Source organism: Pedobacter sp. GW822-FHT03F06, from assembly GCF_058801365.1.
This window is the reverse complement of record NZ_JBXANE010000009.1, coordinates 163,878-181,294: the sequence shown is the minus strand read 5'-3', so window position 1 is coordinate 181,294 and position 17,417 is coordinate 163,878. Positions and strand designations below refer to the sequence as shown.

Annotated in this window: 11 protein-coding genes; 3 read left to right on the top strand and 8 right to left on the bottom strand. The window is 41.8% G+C overall.

Annotated elements, in window-relative coordinates:
* Positions 1–287 precede the first annotated feature (287 nt).
* The gene (locus tag AC1RJ8_RS16980) at positions 288–1,907 is read right to left on the bottom strand and encodes a Na+/H+ antiporter (protein WP_492955030.1); all 1,620 of its coding nucleotides are present in this window, start codon (positions 1,905–1,907) and stop codon (positions 288–290) included.
* Positions 1,908–2,385: 478 nt separating this feature from the next.
* Between AC1RJ8_RS16980 and AC1RJ8_RS16975 the strand changes: the two genes are divergently transcribed.
* Positions 2,386–3,204 carry an alpha/beta fold hydrolase gene (locus tag AC1RJ8_RS16975; RefSeq protein ID WP_131032265.1) on the top strand — a complete coding sequence of 273 codons (819 nt, stop codon included), beginning with the start codon at positions 2,386–2,388 and terminating at the stop codon, positions 3,202–3,204.
* Positions 3,205–3,655: 451 nt separating this feature from the next.
* On the opposite strand, the gene AC1RJ8_RS16970 is transcribed toward AC1RJ8_RS16975, so the two are convergent.
* The 6 genes from AC1RJ8_RS16970 to AC1RJ8_RS16945 form a co-directional block, all read right to left on the bottom strand.
* The gene (locus AC1RJ8_RS16970) at positions 3,656–4,597 is read right to left on the bottom strand and encodes a hypothetical protein (protein ID WP_492955029.1); all 942 of its coding nucleotides are present in this window, start codon (positions 4,595–4,597) and stop codon (positions 3,656–3,658) included.
* Between the two features lie 35 nt (positions 4,598–4,632).
* Positions 4,633–5,841: a DUF4998 domain-containing protein gene (locus tag AC1RJ8_RS16965; RefSeq protein ID WP_492955028.1), complete on the bottom strand. Its 1,209-nt coding sequence runs from the start codon at positions 5,839–5,841 to the stop codon at positions 4,633–4,635.
* Positions 5,842–5,853: 12 nt separating this feature from the next.
* Entirely contained in the window at positions 5,854–7,122 is a 1,269-nt protein-coding gene (locus AC1RJ8_RS16960; RefSeq protein ID WP_492955027.1) for a DUF5000 domain-containing lipoprotein, read from the bottom strand.
* 12 nt (positions 7,123–7,134) lie between these two features.
* Positions 7,135–9,060, bottom strand: a complete 1,926-nt coding sequence (locus tag AC1RJ8_RS16955; RefSeq protein WP_492955026.1) for a RagB/SusD family nutrient uptake outer membrane protein — start codon at positions 9,058–9,060, stop codon at positions 7,135–7,137.
* An 11-nt stretch (positions 9,061–9,071) separates the two neighbouring features.
* Positions 9,072–12,314: a SusC/RagA family TonB-linked outer membrane protein gene (locus AC1RJ8_RS16950; RefSeq protein ID WP_492955025.1), complete on the bottom strand. Its 3,243-nt coding sequence runs from the start codon at positions 12,312–12,314 to the stop codon at positions 9,072–9,074.
* 139 nt (positions 12,315–12,453) lie between these two features.
* Positions 12,454–13,863 (bottom strand): alpha-L-fucosidase, encoded by a 1,410-nt coding sequence (locus AC1RJ8_RS16945; protein ID WP_492955024.1) that lies wholly within the window; start codon positions 13,861–13,863, stop codon positions 12,454–12,456.
* A gap of 235 nt (positions 13,864–14,098) precedes the next feature.
* Here AC1RJ8_RS16945 and AC1RJ8_RS16940 point away from each other — a divergent pair, with 235 nt between their 5' ends.
* The gene (locus AC1RJ8_RS16940) at positions 14,099–15,532 is read left to right on the top strand and encodes a sensor histidine kinase (RefSeq protein ID WP_492955023.1); all 1,434 of its coding nucleotides are present in this window, start codon (positions 14,099–14,101) and stop codon (positions 15,530–15,532) included.
* A 13-nt stretch (positions 15,533–15,545) separates the two neighbouring features.
* Entirely contained in the window at positions 15,546–16,250 is a 705-nt protein-coding gene (locus AC1RJ8_RS16935; protein WP_492955022.1) for a response regulator transcription factor, read from the top strand.
* Positions 16,251–16,480: 230 nt separating this feature from the next.
* Here AC1RJ8_RS16935 and AC1RJ8_RS16930 read toward each other — a convergent pair whose 3' ends face one another.
* Positions 16,481–17,404, bottom strand: a complete 924-nt coding sequence (locus AC1RJ8_RS16930; RefSeq protein ID WP_492955021.1) for a DUF4886 domain-containing protein — start codon at positions 17,402–17,404, stop codon at positions 16,481–16,483.
* Between the last annotated feature and the right edge of the window lie 13 nt (positions 17,405–17,417).

The following is a 17,417-nucleotide window of genomic DNA, read 5'->3' as shown; positions in this document are numbered from 1 at the left end:
TTATTGTATAAGACTGATATCAATAGCAGTGGATTTTAATGAATTAATATATTCTGCGGGGTCGTCATTCCCAACTTGATTGGGAATCGTAATGCAATAAGCTTTAAGATTCCCGCCTACGCGGGAATGACGACCCTTATCTTAGAATCTGTCATCGTAGCAGAGTCGCGAGGTATCGTCATCTCCGCAGTGTTCCACAGGAACTCCTTTGGAGAAGAGATCTTTGAACGATGTTAAAATATTTTATTTTGCAGCGCCCCGCCACTGCTGTATAAACCATTTAGCCATTATTTTATTGCTATTTTGCCATGTGGAATTTTAGTATCAGATAAATCGATCTGCATTTCCTGCTTCCTGATTATTTCATCACTAAATTGCTTTTCCTTGCGGATTTTGTGAAGTTCTTGTCGCTGGATATGATAAATATCTTTTAAGATATGGTTATAAACTTCCATCTCTGCATTTTCGATTGCTTCGCACTCCATCGATTCGAGTCTTCTGGAGGTATGGTTTAAGCTGTTCTTGAGTTCATTTTTCAAACCATTTACCAATCCGATTCCTTCAATTTCATCTGCATACTTTTCCCTTAAGCGGTTTAATGAAACATTTAGCAGCCGCTGTTTAATGCTGGCCTCTTGTTGCTCATCAGGTACCAGTGGATCAATTTCATAAATGTTGATCGCCTTGATGATATAGGGCAAAGTAAGGCCCTGAAAAACCAGGGTAACCAAAATAACCACAAATGTGATGAAGATGATCAGGTTACGGTGTGGAAAATTAATATGGGCAGCTGTAGTAATGGGCAATGAAAGTGCCGCGGCCAAAGAAACTACTCCTCTCATTCCGGCCCAGCCGATAATTAACGGGCCTTTCCAGCCTGGGTGGGCTTCACTCCTTCTTACCCTGGCAGATAGCCACCTTGGTATAAAAGCTACCGGATAAATCCAGGCAATGCGGAGTACAATTACAAGTGCACTAATAATTAGACCATAACTAAAAGCTTCCCAAATTGAATAACCTTCTAAGCCGGCCATAATTACAGGCAGTTCCAAACCAATTAAAATAAACACAAAAGCATTGAGAATGATGGTTAATGTTGCCCAAACATTAATGGCCTGCAAGCGGCTTTGCCCATCTACAAAAATTTCGTGCGAACGATAAGATAAGAACAAACCCCCGCTAACCACTGCCATTACGCCCGAATAATGGAATTGCTCTGCTGCCAGATACATAAAATAAGGCGAAATTAGCGTAATGGCAGCGTCGATACTTGGCGTGGTGGGTAAAAACCGGTGAATAAGATACAATACGTGTGCAATGGCCAAGCCGATCACAATTCCCATTACAGTACTTAAGAAAAAATCGCCAGCTGCATTCGAAAGTGAAAACTGTCCAGTAATTACCGCAGCCAGGGCAAATCGGAGTACGATTAAACTTGATGCATCGTTAACCAAACTTTCGCCTTCCAATATCGTGGTAATGCGTTTCGGAATCTTTATATTTTTAAGTACCGACGTGGCTGCAATAGCATCAGGAGGAGATACAATGCCCCCAAGCAAAAAGCCCATGGCCAGTGTAAAACCGGGGATCATGGAGGAACTTAAAAATGCCACAGCCAGTGATGTAATGATGACCAAACCAAAAGCTAGCAAACTGATTGGTCTTCGCCAGCGCCAGAAATCGTTCCACGAAGTATACCAGGCAGCCTCATAAAGTAAGGGCGGCAGAAAGATCAGGAAGATCACTTCAGGATCGATCGACATGGCAGGAATCCCGGGAATATAACTTATTCCCAAACCCGCCAGCACTAAAAATATAGGGTAGGAAATTTTTACCTTTTGAGCCAACATGATTAACAGGAAAGCTACTGAAAGTAAAATAAGAAACTGAAGAAGGGTGTAATGCATGGCTTGTCTTTAACAAAGAATAAACCACAAATATAATCAACAAATAACCAGTTATTTGAGCTTTAAAGGGTTGTTGTTTTAACAAAACAGCTAACGATATAACGTGATTTTACCTGGAATAATTGCTAAAATCCACTAAACAAACAATAAATGGATAATACGATAAGACCAGAAACTAATGCGCCAGGTTGTTGGTTTAATCAATACGATTATCTTCGCTAAAGCATAATCAAAAATTATTCAGAAAAATCTATTCTACCAAACAACTAACGTAAATTAACGAAATAGCGCAAATTAAAAACCAATAAACAAAAAATAAAAACCTAACAATCAAACACTTAACAAAATGGATCACAAATTGTAATAAGTGAGTACGAAACTTAACATACAGTTTAATGGTTACCTTAACATCAATTATTAGTTTTGGGTAATTCGCAAAAACTGCTTTAAACAATTAAAATTAATCTATAAAAAAGCTATGAGTACAATTAAAGTAAAAGACGGAACTGAAATTTACTACAAAGATTGGGGAACAGGACAGCCTATCGTTTTTCATCATGGATGGCCATTATCTGGAGATGACTGGGATACACAAATGATGTTTTTCCTGAAACAGGGATATCGGGTGATTGCGCATGACCGCCGTGGGCATGGCCGATCAGGTCAAAGCGCCAATGGTAATGATATGGACACCTATGTAGCCGACATTGCAGAACTTACAGCGGCACTCGACCTGAAAGATGCCATCCATATTGGCCACTCCACAGGAGGTGGTGAAGTAATCCGTTACGTGGCAAAACATGGAAAAGGCCGCGTTGCAAAAGCAGTTTTAATCAGTGCAGTAACGCCGATTATGATCCAAAATGAGAGCAATCCGGAAGGTGTGCCATTGGCGATATTTGATGAAATCCGTCAGGGTACAGGCTTTACCAGAGCCCAATATTTTTACGATTTCCCTGTAGCATTTTACGGCTGGAACCGGGATGGTAAAACCGTTCAGGAAGGAATAAAACACAACTGGTGGCGCCAGGGCATGATGGGGTCTGTATTGGCACATTATGAAGGGATTAAAGCATTTTCGGAATCAGATTTTACCGAAGACTTAAAAAGTGTGGAAATTCCGGTATTGGTGTTGCATGGAGAAGACGACCAGATCGTTCCTTTTAATCAGGCACCAAGAGCGGCAAAATTGTTGCCAAACGGTAAACTGATCTCTTACCCGGGTTTCCCTCATGGTATGCCTACAACAGAGGCAGAAACAATTAATAAGGATATTTTAGCCTTTATTAAATCGTAGAGCATTTATAAATCTGTCACATTGAGCTTGTCGAAATGCCTGTAATTTTATAAACAGGTTATTCGACAAGCTCAGGATGACAAATAACTAAAACGGGCCGTCATTCGCGCGCAGGCTGGAACCACGCAGTGCTCAGCGAAGCTAATCTTAATGCAAGCTATTAACCCTATCAAGGCATTACGATTATTCGTAAGCTTTTTTCTCTTTAAATGTATTCATGAGCACTACGTTACTACCTGCTATCCGAACTGGATTGCTGTATAAATAAACATAGGCCTGGTATCCACCACAGCCTATGTTTTACTAAATTAATCAGCACATAACAAGAATCAGATCTCATTAAGGCTGAATTTATGACCGGTCCTCACCGGATACCTCATCCATTGATGTCTGCTCAGGCTCCTGATTTGACAAAACATCAAAGCGAATATTTTAAATGATAACAAGCACCTTATCTGCTGCTACCTTTAGTTTCATAGTTTAGCTTCGGGAAATCCTTTTGGGCCTGTTTAAACTGAAGATCATATTCGATGGGCCAACCAAAGGCTTTTTCTGCAACATCCTGTAGGTTTACTCCAGATGCACCACTCCAGAAATGAATAAATTCTCCAAAATTCAGATCTCTTTTGTATCGCCCATTTTTGTTTTTGGGAAAGTTTAATGCCAGGAGTTCAAAATACCTATTGAGTACCTTTCCTTCACCATACTTACTATAAATAGGGAAAAACCAGTTTTTGAACCACTGTGTTCCCGATCTCGGAAAGTCGTCGTACTGGGTCTGCATTTGGATAAATACTTTATGGGCTTCGTTGGTCATACCTATGTTTTTGAGCACATCATAATTAAAAATCTCCATAAACTTACTATCTCCCCAAAGTACATCAGCAGGCGAGCCTTTTGTACCATGGCTAGCGCTGGTTACGATATGTCCCATCTCGTGTATCGGCATGCCAATCTGTTCGCCTGTAGGATTATTCCATTGTGCTAAACCACAATCGATCACGTTCCGGTAATCATGGCTCGCATCAAAAAAAGGTGATGGATGCCCTCCTCCATAATCCTTACCCATTGCGCGGTGCAGGATCACATACAGTTTTGGATCCGGTCCGAAATCGCCATAGTTGCGTTTAACGTAGGCCCAGCAGTCTGCCATTACAGCAATAGGCCATTTAACATTGAGCGGCATGTTTTTATCATAAAAAACAGCCACATGTGCATTGCTTTCTATCAGTTTCAGTTCTTCCTGATGTTCAAACCAGTGCTCTTTCCATACAGAATCAGGGGTGTTTATCGCTTTGTTCGACTGATCCTTAGCCTGGGCTTTGGATTTTGAAACCAGTCCCAATAAAAAAATTGGGACTAGTAAATAAATGCTTGCTTTAGTATTATTCATAATTGTATTGTTCCTCCATTATACAGAAGAGCCCCCTATTTATTCCAGAACGATACTTCACTAATATTGCTGTAATAGGCATCGCCACTGGCCACTTCAATTACCCGAATCCGGATATACCGAATTGCGGGCAGGCCATCAGGCAAGGCAACTTTAAATGGTGCCGATCCATCATCTGAGCGTTCTACCGTTTTAAGCAGTGTCCATCCTCTTCCTTTCGATTCTGCTATCCATCCTGGTGAATTGCCTGGCGACTGGGTTTCCGCTCCTGTAAGGTCGGCGATTCCCCAGATCTCAAATTTGGTAGGATTATTATAACCATTGCGCCCGATGATTTCAAACTGTGTAAGGTTCGTTATTGCTTTTCCCATATCAAAAGTGAAGTGATGCGGAAGCGGCGTTTTGTCATCGCTATGGAAAATATCCGGATATGCGGTTGGTGCTTTATTGCCATTCCAAAGTTGCGATAACGAGGTTTCGCTCGAATAAGTACCCACATCATTCGCTAGCTTTAGCGGACGGAACAGTGATTTATCCACCGGCACCATAATATTGCTCAAAGAATCGTAATCAGCTGTATAAAAGGTATCAATAGCCAATTTTACCGGCACATAGGCCGACCTGAAATAAATCTTTGTTCCGGTTTTGTAATCGGCCAGCCTGATCGAATTTTCATCAGGACTTAACGCACTTTTATGAATGGTACCATCTTTATAGGTATAGCGTATCTCAGTTGTAATATTGATGGTATCTGGTTTTTCAAAATTAAGTGTAATGCCGTTGTCATCCAGCTGATAAGGATCGGTTGAAACCAGAAACCTGTTGGTTAGACTCGATTTGTAGCTATCGCCATAAACCTTTACGTTGCTAATCTGAACAGGCACCGATTTATTGCCAGCCTTATCATAAGAATAAATGATAAAGGAATAATTATACTCTACCAGTTTGGGAATAATTACCGATACATCAGTGATAGTGCGGTCTGGCGCTTTCATTTCCAATGAATCTGCCGAATTGTTCCAGAATATCCGGTAATGGGTTACACTTGGATCGGGACTTGCCTTCCAGTTCAGTTTTATCCTGTAATTTCCTGGCGCTGCACCAACTTTGCCGGCAAAGCCTGGATATATGCGTTCTTTTCCATCAAGGTATTTTCTGTAATCAAGTGCATCCTTGCTACAGCCACAAAGAACTATAATGGCCATAAAAACCATTAAAATGCTGTTGATATGTTTAGTTGTCATCTTCTTTAATTTTTAATTGGTATTTCCCCAAAAAGATAATTCCATTACGTGGGCAAAATCTGCATTTCCCCAGGTCGAGTTAACGGCCAGCCTGATAAACCTCACTTTAGGAATATCAAGTGCAATGTTAAATTCAAAGCCGGCTTTTACTGCGGCCAGATCCACAGGTGTGGTTTGTCCGGGTGCATTACCAGAGGGAGGCGGCGGACAGGTAAAATTCCCCAGGTTGATCCAATCGCCTACAACAGTTCCTTTTGCCGAACTTACCGGTAATTCGATATCTGCCGGTGCAGTTTTGGCTGATCCCCAGAGTGTCCAGGCCTTAGGATTACCGTGATTATAAGAATAATCATTACCATAGGCTTCTCCTCTTTCCCACAATTTATATCGACTGAGTTTGGCAAGTACACCCATATCAAATGTGCAGAGCTGAAGAGGCTTGCCATAACCGGCCTCTGTATGCCAGCCGGGATCGGAAGTATTGTTATCCCATAACCTCGAAGTATTCCATCCAAGGCCTGTTGCACCCAGAGGAGAATCTGATGGTAGCCGATATTCGCTGAACTGCGCTTTTGGCACCATAATCTCAAATATGGGACTGATTGATTTATATAAGGTATCGGATATATTTCCCCATCTATCGGTTACATATACGCCAAAATCTCTTTTTAGGGTGTCAAATCCCCTTACACTAAAATTAATATTTTCGGCTTCGGTGTAGAACTGTTCTATCGGAAGCATTTTCCCAGTTGTTTTATCATTGGAAATCACAATCACCCCTATTGGTTTCTTAGCCGGGTTACTGGCGATTACATTTACCCCACCAAAATCAGCCTGAAGCTGAACTGTTGGATAAACGGACAAATAAGATGGGGTTGCAGGGTGTACACGTACCTGTACAGGATCACTTTTCACATTCGCACGCGATACTGCATAAAGCGTAACATCGTAATCTCCGCTTTTTTCGAAGCCTTCTACCTTGATCGTGTCGCTATAATAAGAAGATTTACTCTGCCTTACAGTCCGCGAATTGATCCGGTATTCTGCCTGTACATACAGCAGGTTTTCGGAATTGGGCAGCACATAAGAAATTACTGCAGCTCCAGCCAGGTTTTCTACTTTTACTCCGGTGAGTGCGCCGGGTTTTGTCATATCTTTCGATACCACCTCATTAAAACCTTCACTTTCTTTACACGAGTAAAACGAGCAGGCCACAAGTAGTATGGCAATAAACTGCAATGCAAAAAGCCTGTTATATATTTTTGATCTAATTTTCATCATCTTCTATTTAATTTACCAATAAGGATTTTGAACCAGGTTCGGATTTACAATCAGGTCGTTATATTTAAGTGGCCATAAATAGTCTTTCAGGCCAAATACAGGAATTACAAGATTACGCTGACGGTAATAACCTTCGGGTGTGGTATCCTGGATATTCCAGCCCTGAAGTGGTTTGCTCAACACATCCTGCATCACTTTCCAGCGCCTTAAGTCCCACCCTATTCTTCCTTCAAAACACAGTTCAATGCGCCTTTCCTGTTGAATGATCGACCGGAGGCCATCTTTGCTGGAAGCCTTTCCGGGATTAGTAGAATGGCTTGCCCACGATTCTTTAACACCTTTTAAACCTGCACGTGCGCGTACTTTATCGATATAAGTATAAACATCTGCAGTAGGGCCATTTACCTCGTTAAGCGTTTCTGCGTACAGCAGATAAAGTCCGGCCAGCCTGATTAGCGGCATCCTGAAACTTGCCTGGGTAACCTCGGTACCAAAAACAGATTGGTAATTTACCAGTTTGCTTGGCCAGTAGCCCGATACGTTAACCCTGATATTGTCTTTAGGGCCGGCCAATGAAGTTCCGCCACGGGCCTGCACATAGAGCATATTCTCAGGATCAGTTTGTCCATTGCCAAAAAAGCAGCTTCCATCGAAAGACAGATCGGCATAAAAGCGAGGCTCCCGGTCCATGTGCATTTTTATGGTCTGGTAACCGTTTTTTAAATAGTATTTACTTTCCGTACCTGCCGCAGCGACAGTGTAACGTCCTCGGTAATCATAGCCCGCATCTTCAGCCATTGGCACGCCATTTTTCGAATAAAACAGTTCGGCCATCCCAAGAGGCACGGCAAAATTGCCCGGTGCGCCGCCCATATTCTGCACCATGGCATTGGTGAGCCTCGGCATAGCCATTGATTGTAAACCGAATTCAGGATTCAGTGCCCAAATTACTTCCGCGTTTTTTTCCCAGTTTTCGGTAATACTCTGCCTGATGTCCATCACGGTTTTCAATGGCCCAGGTATAGTTGGAAGGTTACCCGGAGAGGTAAAACGGTAAAGTGAAAGGTTACTTTCCTCGCATGATTTTACTGCAGCCTGGCAGGCCAGCATGGCTTTGTTCCATTTTTCTGCGCTAAAGGCCGCAGGAAACAGGTTTACACCATCTTTATCCTTAAAACCAGTATAATCGGGATTGCCATTAAAAAAAGGACTCGCCTGTGTGGTAAGCACCTCAGCTTTAACTGATAGGACAATATTCTGTGTAATTCGGCCTAAACTCCTGGCAGGATCCTGTATGGTACGTGGAAGGTCGGGCGTGGCCTCATCCAATAACGATACGATATAAGCAAAAGCCTCGTCAACGGGCGCACGTTTTATCCTTACCTCATCCGTACCGGCATCTATGGGCAGGTTCTGTTTAATCAAAGGAATAGGGCCATACATCCTTAACAGATAAAAGTGATAATATGCCTTTAAAAACTTTACCTCTGCAATCCAGCGGTTTCGTTCAAATTGTGGTAGATCCTTCGGACGGTCGATATTTTCCAGAAAAATATTACATCTCCTGATTGCTTTAAAAATAGGCTGGCCAAGCTGTTCCCCGTCCCAATAATTTAAAGATGGATTATCCGTAGACTGTACACCCCTAATCAGGTGGAACCCCTGCTCCGCATCCCTGCTGCCCAATGTCGCCTCGGTTAAGGTGTTGGGGAAATAAATCTCTCCGGAAGTGGTAAAAGCAGCATCGTTATTGGACGGCCCCATGTTCTGCAGGGTAGAGTAACAGGTAAAAAGATAGTTTTCGGCCTCGTTTCTGTTTCTGAAAGCATAATCGATTGTGGCCACATTATCTGGCGTTACATCCAGGTATTTCTTGCAGGAAAGGGTCATTCCCGAAATCACTGCAAGGAGTATGAGAAGTTTTATGTTGAATTTCATTACAAACGTGCTTATAGGTTTACATTGATGCCGATGTTATATACCTTCTGGATCGGATAGCTGAAGCCATTTGAAGCCAGTTCCGGATCCCAGTCTTTGAACCTGCTCCAGGTGAGCGGGTTTAAAGCATTGAAATAAATCCTGCAGTTAGACAGAAATGCCTTTTTTGATAACTTATCAGGAAAAGTATAGCCGATTTCTACCGACTTGAGCCTGATAAAAGCACCATCACGCATCCACCAGGAACTGGTTTGGAGGTTATTACTGATCTCGGAGGTGGTGGTTCCCAAACGTGGATACTTGGCATATAGATCCTGATTTTCTTCTGTCCAGTGGCTATCGGCAAAGGGCTGAAGTACCTGCCTGTTGGATAGGAATGGACTAACCTGAGATGGATCAATAAAGAAACTCGTCCGGCCTACACCTTGAAAGAAAAGTGAAAGGTCTATCTTTTTAAATCCCATTGACAGCCCTGCGCCATAAACAATTTCGGGTGTGGAAGGAAGGCCAATAAATACCTGATCGGCTTCGGTAATCTTGCCATCATTGTTTACATCGGTATATTTGATATCTCCTCCCTTAGGCGCCGAGGCTCCAGCGCCAAAAAGCTGCGTAGGAGAAGCTGCAGCTTCCTGATCATCAACAAAAAGACGCTCGGCAATATAGCCCCATCTTACGCCTATTTTCTGCCCGGAAAGTATCCTCCATGGCTCTTTATAGGCTGGCTGCTCATATTGGCCATATTTATTCTGCGAAAAGGTAAAGTTCATCCTGCCCGACATCCAGAACCCGCCCTTAAAAGTTTTACTGTAATCTGCTGAGAAATCAATACCTCTAGAATCTGCAGTACCCAAGTTGGCACTTACCCCCGATTCTAAGCCCATGCTTGATGGAATTGAAGCGCGCTCCATCAGAATGTTATAACGGTGTTGTTTGTATACTTCGGCAATGATATTCAGGCTTTTAAAAAGGCTGATTTCCAATCCGATATTCGTTTGTCTGGACGTTTCCCAGGTAACAGCATCATTTGCATAATTGGTAATGCTTACCCCTGGCCTGGTAACGCTGTTGGCCTGACCGAAATAAGCGGGGTTACCACCATTTAAGTTCACGTTCGAAAGATAGAAGAAACGCTGTGCGCCAATGGCATCGTTACCTACGAGGCCATAGCTGGCGCGCAGTTTAAGCCTATTTACAGCATCTTTTAACCCTCCGTTCCAGAAAGCTTCGTTCGAAATCACCCAAGAGCCGCCAATAGTTGGAAAGAAACCAAACCTGTTCTTTTCAGCAAAGCGCTCTGATCCGTTGTAGCCAAAGTTAAATTCGGCAAAATAACGGTTATCGTAATTATACCCCAACCTTCCCGATAGGCCAACATTCCGGTAAGGAAGCGAATATTGAAGGCTGGATAAATTGGTTGCCGGATCTACTGCATTCGCGTATAAACGCTGTTGCCTTGTGGCTACCAATGTACCGCTGATATTGTTTTTACTACCAAGCTGCCTCGAGTAATCCAAAACAGCCTGCATATACACAAATGTATTAATGTCTTTAAACCCTGGCTCAAAACTCAGGTACTCTGAAGCCTGGCCCGGCTGGTTGTTGATCCAGTTGAGGCTATATTGATTGCTGATCCTATCATAGGATGCCACATTGTAAAAAAACGGTGAATATTTTCTGGTCAGGTCGAAATAAGAATATCTATTCGTGTTAAACATTCCTTTAAAAGACAGGCCTTTGGTCAAGAAGTTAAGGTCTTGGTTCAGCTCGAGCTGGGCAGACATTCTTGACCTGGAAAAAGACTTATATCCCTTCATCATATCTGCATAAGGATTGGAAAAACCAACAGTATTTCCTGTGCCTTCGGTTGAGCTGTTTCCAAATAGGATGTGGGTATCGATCCCCAGCGAAGGATCGGCCGGGTAAAAGGCCGGGAATAGCACAGGGCTGGTATGAAGCGCCTTTTTATAAAGGTCGGCAGAGAAAGAGCCATCATCGGTAATCGGCCCGTTGTACTCATCAAAAGTTCCCGACAGCCTGAGTACCACTTCTGTGGTCGGCGTAACATTGATGTTTACATTTGAGCGGAGCTGGTAGTTTTCGAGTTTAACGTTATTGTTGAAATTATTCACCGGACTTACCTTTAATATCCCGTTATCGCGGTTATAAGAGGTACCGATGTAGTATCTTGCAATCTTTCCGCCTCCGCTTACGCTTCCGTTTAAGCGTTGGTTATTGGTGCTGGTTTTAAAAAGTTCATCAATCCAGTTTACAGCGGGATAAACATACTTGTTGCTCCCCGGCGCACCACTTAAAGTCTGCTCGCGGTTATAAATATCGTTCTGACTAAACCTTGGCACGCCTAAAGGATTTCGTGTGGTGATGGCCTCATTATACATCTTCATAAAAGTAATGGGATCGGCAATTTCGAGGTTTTGTGTAGCCTGCGAAATCGAATTTTCAAAACGTACATTTACTTTCGCATTGCCTTCAACGCCTTCCTTTGTGGTAACCAAGATTACCCCGTTAGCCCCTCTGGCACCATACAAGGCCGTGGCACTGGCATCTTTTAAGATCGAGAAACTTGCAATGTCGTCAACTTGTAGCCGAGCCAGATCGGTTGGCGTAAGCTCCACGTTATCTACCAGGATTAATGGATCTTGCTTGTAACCGAAGGTAGTTACCCCACGGATAAAAAAGGTAGAATTATCCAATCCTGGTTGGCCGCTCCGCTGGTAGGCCACTACCCCGGCAATCTGTCCGGCCAGGGCATTGGTCAGGTTGCTGGATGGGATTTTCAACTTCGAAGGGGTAATGCTGGTAACAGATCCTACCATGGCTTCTCTCCGCTCCTTCTTTCCAAAGGCGGTAACCACTACATCCGAAAGATTGTTATCATCCGAATGCAGTACCAGATCTACCTTTAACTTTAGCGGATCGGCTATAAAAGTGACCTGTTTGAAACCCACAGATGATACCACAACTGTAGATTTGGCTGTGGTGTTCAGCGAGAATTTACCATCGCCATCGGTAATGGTTCCCATGCCGCTCTGGCCTTTAACCTGAAGGCTTACGCCCGGAATGCCCAGGCCAAGCGAATCTTTAACGGTACCGGTAATTTTGATTGTTGCGCCCTGTTGCGCATAAGTGGGACTGCCCAAAAGCAATAAACAGGCACCAAATACTGCGAACAGTACCCAGAGGTTTCCCAGATAAGGCAAATGCCTTACCTTAATAGTAAAATTTTGGTTCATAAAGTTTGGTTGGTTTTTATGTTAGGTTATTTTAAAAAATGTTTGTCGGTATCGCTTGGAGTAGTCAATTTCCATCCGTATCTATCAAACAAGAGCGGTTAATAAATTAGCCGGGCCAAAAATGATCCGGCTAACCATCTTATTTTCTTTCGTTAAACAATCCTAGCTCAGCAATAGCGGGCGGGCTATCGAAGCCTGTAATGATTACCTTTATTTTTTCGCACCAGATACGCTCAAATCTAAAAATACTCACCTTTTTCTCTCCCTCATTTTTTGCAGCTAATGCATTCCATTTACCATTTGCATAGTACTGTAAACTGTAGGTAGCTTTTCGGTTATTACCCGCAGTAAGTACCACCATGTTACAGGGAACGGCTTTTTCGAAATTCAGTTCATACCATGGCGATTTTACAGTGTGATTGGATGACCAGCTCGAACCAAAATCATCATCATTGGCAAAATCCATGATATTCATATCATCACTCCAGCTGCTGTTACTTTTTACGTGCTTGGCTATGTTGCTCGAAATAATCGGTGCAGCGTGCGCAGGAATACGTGGAAGATCTGTAGATTTTTTATAAATCTGCCCCATTTCCTTAAGTGCTGCCAAAGCGTTATCATCTATTAAACCGTTTTTACCTGGCGCTACATTGAGAATAAAATTGCAATATGCTCCGTTGTAAGGAATGATAAATTTGTTCACCAACTCAGGTACATTTTTTACCGGAGTGGTTGGGAAAGAGGTTTTCCAGAACCAGTTGGCCTGCAGGGGAAGACAGGCAAGTGCCGGGAGCTTGTTGTTTTCTTTAGAAATAAACTGCCCTGCACCCTGTTCGTAAGATTTGATATCGGTATAAAATAGCGCCTGTGTAGGATATTTTGCTGCATTTAAATCCATTACCAAACAGTTTGGCTGTAATGATTTAATCAGGTAGTAGATATCTTCAAAAGGTACCTGATCATAAGAAATCCTCGACCATGGGGCGTCCCACCCATCAATAATCAGCGCTGTGATTTCGCCATAATTTGTCAGCAGTTCGGTAATCTGATCTTTGATCATCTTAACATCGGCTGCTGTAATCTGGTTTGGGCGGATGTCATGGTGGGTATCCAATATGGAATAATATAACATTACCTTTAATCCGTTTTTGCGGAAAGCATCTGCATATTCCTTAACTACATCGCGCTTTAGCGGTGTATTCATTACGTTATACGCTGTTGTTTTGGTATTCCAGATCGGGAAACCACTATGGTGTTTTGTGGTAAGGCAACCATAGGTCATGTTAGCAGATTTTGCGGCTTTTGCCCACTGGTCTGCATCGAGTTTTGGCGATTGGAACAATGAAAGGTCGGCATCAGGGTCAGACCAGTCCTGATCCATAAAAGTTGGCATCCCATAATGGATAAACATGCCCAGCCCAAGGTCAACAAAATCCTGTTGAAGTTCGGGTAGTGGTTTATTAGCCGATTTTTGTTGGGCCATTACCGGGTAAACAGCTATCGTTCCCGAAACGATAAGCAATAATGATAAAATCCTTTTAAAGGTCATTTCTCTTTTTTTGTTATGTGATTGGTGTTATTTGTTTGAAAGAGTTACTGGATTACAGATACTTATTCATCCCGGTAGATCAACACTGATCTGGTTTTTATTGAGATCTGTTTTCCAGTATTCAAAGCTACACCCGACATTGAAAGAATTTGTCGAACGAAAACGTAACAGAAACCTAACAAAAGCTTAACGTTATGGTATTTATGAAATAATACGGCTATTTTTAAAGGATAAAATGAAAGATCGTATATATAAATCGGTGGTGTTGGTCAGTTTTCTGATTTTGCTTCTGGTACAGCTCAGGTTAACCTATAATTCTTACGTTCTGAGAGACAGGGACTATAGCTTAAAAGAAAAAACACTGATTAACGACGAATATGGGCGCAGTATATCAGAAGACAAAGTATATAAGGGCGGCGGAAAGATTATCGATTCGATCCTCTCCAGAAATATGCCCGCGCTCAAACAAGCATACTTAAGCAACAAAAAAGAATTTGTTAAACGCGCGCAGAGCGTTAGCAACACATTGTTAAAAGACCTGCAGAAGGAAAGCACTATGGATAGTGTTTTCCGCTCGATCGTTAAAAGGAATGGGTTAGATTCCAATCTGCAGTATTTGCTCACTTTCCAGTCAATAGAAATTAACTTTGATACCAATATCGGCAACATCCCCATATTTGACACCAGTACCGATACCTTGTTCAAAGCAGACCAAAAAACACCATTTGGCGTTATAATTGATGGCACACTGACTGATCCGAACGTTCAGAACAGGGTAACCAACCTCTCTGTTAGTGGCAAACTGGTATACGATTACAGAGTTACCTTTAATCTTTTTGTCGATCCTCCGGGCCGCACATTAAAAGTTGCCTATCAAATGCTGCCAACATTTTTATTGGTTGCACTTTGCATCATTATTATCGTAGGCATTAATTATTACACCTATATCAGCTGGATGCGGCAGAAAAAAGAAACGGATGTTAAATCCGATTTCCTAAACAGCATTAAACATGAATTTAACACCCCCATTACCACCATTTTGGTAGCAAGCAAAAGCCTGCACGAAGATGAGGTGCTTAATGACAGGATACGCGTAAATGCACTCGTAAATATTGTAGAAAGACAAGCCCGACGACTTCACTCTCATATTAACCAGATGCTCGAAATTTCGGAAATCAACAACAACGTCCATCTGGAAGAAACAGACCTTAACTATGCGGTTCTTACTTTGGTTAACGACTATAAAATAAAAGTCCAGGCTCCAGATAGCCTTACTTTTGATCCTCATGGTTCGGAAATACTGATTATGATGGATCCTTTTGTATTTACCACCATGTTACAAAATATCCTCGACAATTCCTTTAAGCACAATCATAGCGATATAAAAATGACTGTACTCTTTATCACCACCAATAAAGATGGTTATACCCTTCACATTAAAGATAATGGGAAAGGAATTGAAGACGCAATGAAAGAAAAAATATTCGATAAGTTCTTCCGTGCGGGCAAGGACAATGCGGTTTCGGGCCTGGGGCTTGGCTTATATTACGTTAAACAATGTATTGATATTCATGGCTGGGAAATCAGCGTGAGAACAGAACCGGGAAACGGTACCGAATTTCTGGTGCATATCCCTAAGGAGCAAGCTATAATAAGTACAAATCATTAATCCAAAGAATTTTATGCTTTATGATATCGTAATAATTGAAGATGAAATAGACCTGGGTAATGTGATTTCGGAATACCTGAAATTGCGGGGATTTAGTGTGCTATGGTTCAAGACTGCTACAGAAGCATTGGTATATTATAGCGCAAACCGCCTTGATAACAAATTGGTTATTATTGATGTACAGTTGCCAGATATGAACGGCTTTGACCTGGCCTCAGAGATGGTAAAAATCAACGCCAGCCAACCATTTTTCTTTCTTACCGCACACAACGAGAAACAGGATCGTCTTCGCGGTCTCAAGATTGGTGCAATAGATTATATTTCGAAGCCATTCGAAATTGAAGAGCTGGTACTTAGGATAGGCAATATCATCAATAAGTTTTCAGGCGTTCCAACTGTACAATCTTCATCCAGTTCAGGATTTATCAATATAGGCGATATCAGGTACCAAAAAGATCAGCTGTTTCTACAGATGCCCGACAGTAAAGAAGTTTCCTTAACCGTTAGAGAATCGGAAGTATTAGACCGTTTGGCCGGAAATATTAATCAGGTAGTTAAAAAGAAAGATATTTTATTGGCGCTGTGGGGAAATGACGATTATTTTAATGGAAAGAGCCTTGAAGTTTTTATTTCCAGGTTAAGGCGGCTCTTTAAGGCCTCAGACCATGTAAGCATAGAAAACGTATATGGCTTAGGCTACATTCTAAAGGTAAAATGATAAATTAGGAACAAAAAAAATGAGGCAAAATCATTCAAAAATGTCTTTGCCCCATAAAGGGTCGTCAAAATTTCGGATAAGCAATAAATTTATAACTGATTTAAAGCGAATCGCAGACTAGGCACTAAATTGACAGGATACAACAAGCATGCGAGACTGATGAAATTGAGAAAGAGAAGAGAAACGTAATTGTCAAATAACTTTATTAAAGGAGATTGATATCACAAAAATCAGTTTTTGGAAACCTTTATAACCTTATTCGCAACCTCAAGCAGATAACTTTTAAAATCATCTGAAACAGATGCGGGTTTAAATCTTATTTTTTTTGGTGAATCCTTAAAAAGTATCCCGTACCAAATCAAACCGCCTAAATATTTCCCGGCATCATTAGCATGGTTTGGATCAAAGGCTAATTCTTGTTTGTTCCAAAAATAGCCCACATTGATAGAATGAGTTTGATCAGGTAAATTGGATGCAACAGGATGTTCAAAATTGAAAGTTGTATCCTTTTTATAGCCATATTTTTTATTGGTTGCCACTTCTTCAAACGCATCGCCAACAGGTAAAAGCCTGGCATTAAACTGTTTTGCTAGTTTGTGGTATGCTTCACGGGATTTCTGCCACATTTCCAGCTGGTTTTTAGCCAATTGCGCTGGCCCAACTCTCCCAAATTTCTTTGCATCAGCACGGTAAGCCCAGGTTTGGTGAATCACGATTTCTGCATTTGGCTGAAGTTTTTTAATATAGTCTACAAGTTTTTTCGCATATGGATTGTAGCTTGATGAATCGCCGGAAAGGTATGAATATTGCTGAATAGTCACTACATCCCAGGTACCCTGCGACAATAACATTTTCAATGATTTGCCACCGTAAGGCTTTCCTTTAACATCGGTTGAATCCTTTTCAAATTTTTCTACATAACCCCAATGTTGCTCCAAAGAATGACCGCCAAGTTCTGCCCTGCCAATAATTAAATTTTTACCCGTTTCTTTGGCCATTTGAGGCAGAAAACTGGTCGCATTTTGCGAAAAACTATTTCCAATTACAAATAAGTGTAATGTATTGTTATTGGTTTGGCTGAAAGCATTCAGACTAAAAACAAGCAAAAAAATGAATAATCTGCTGCTTCTGTACTTTAAAAAGAATTGTATCATATTAATATATTTT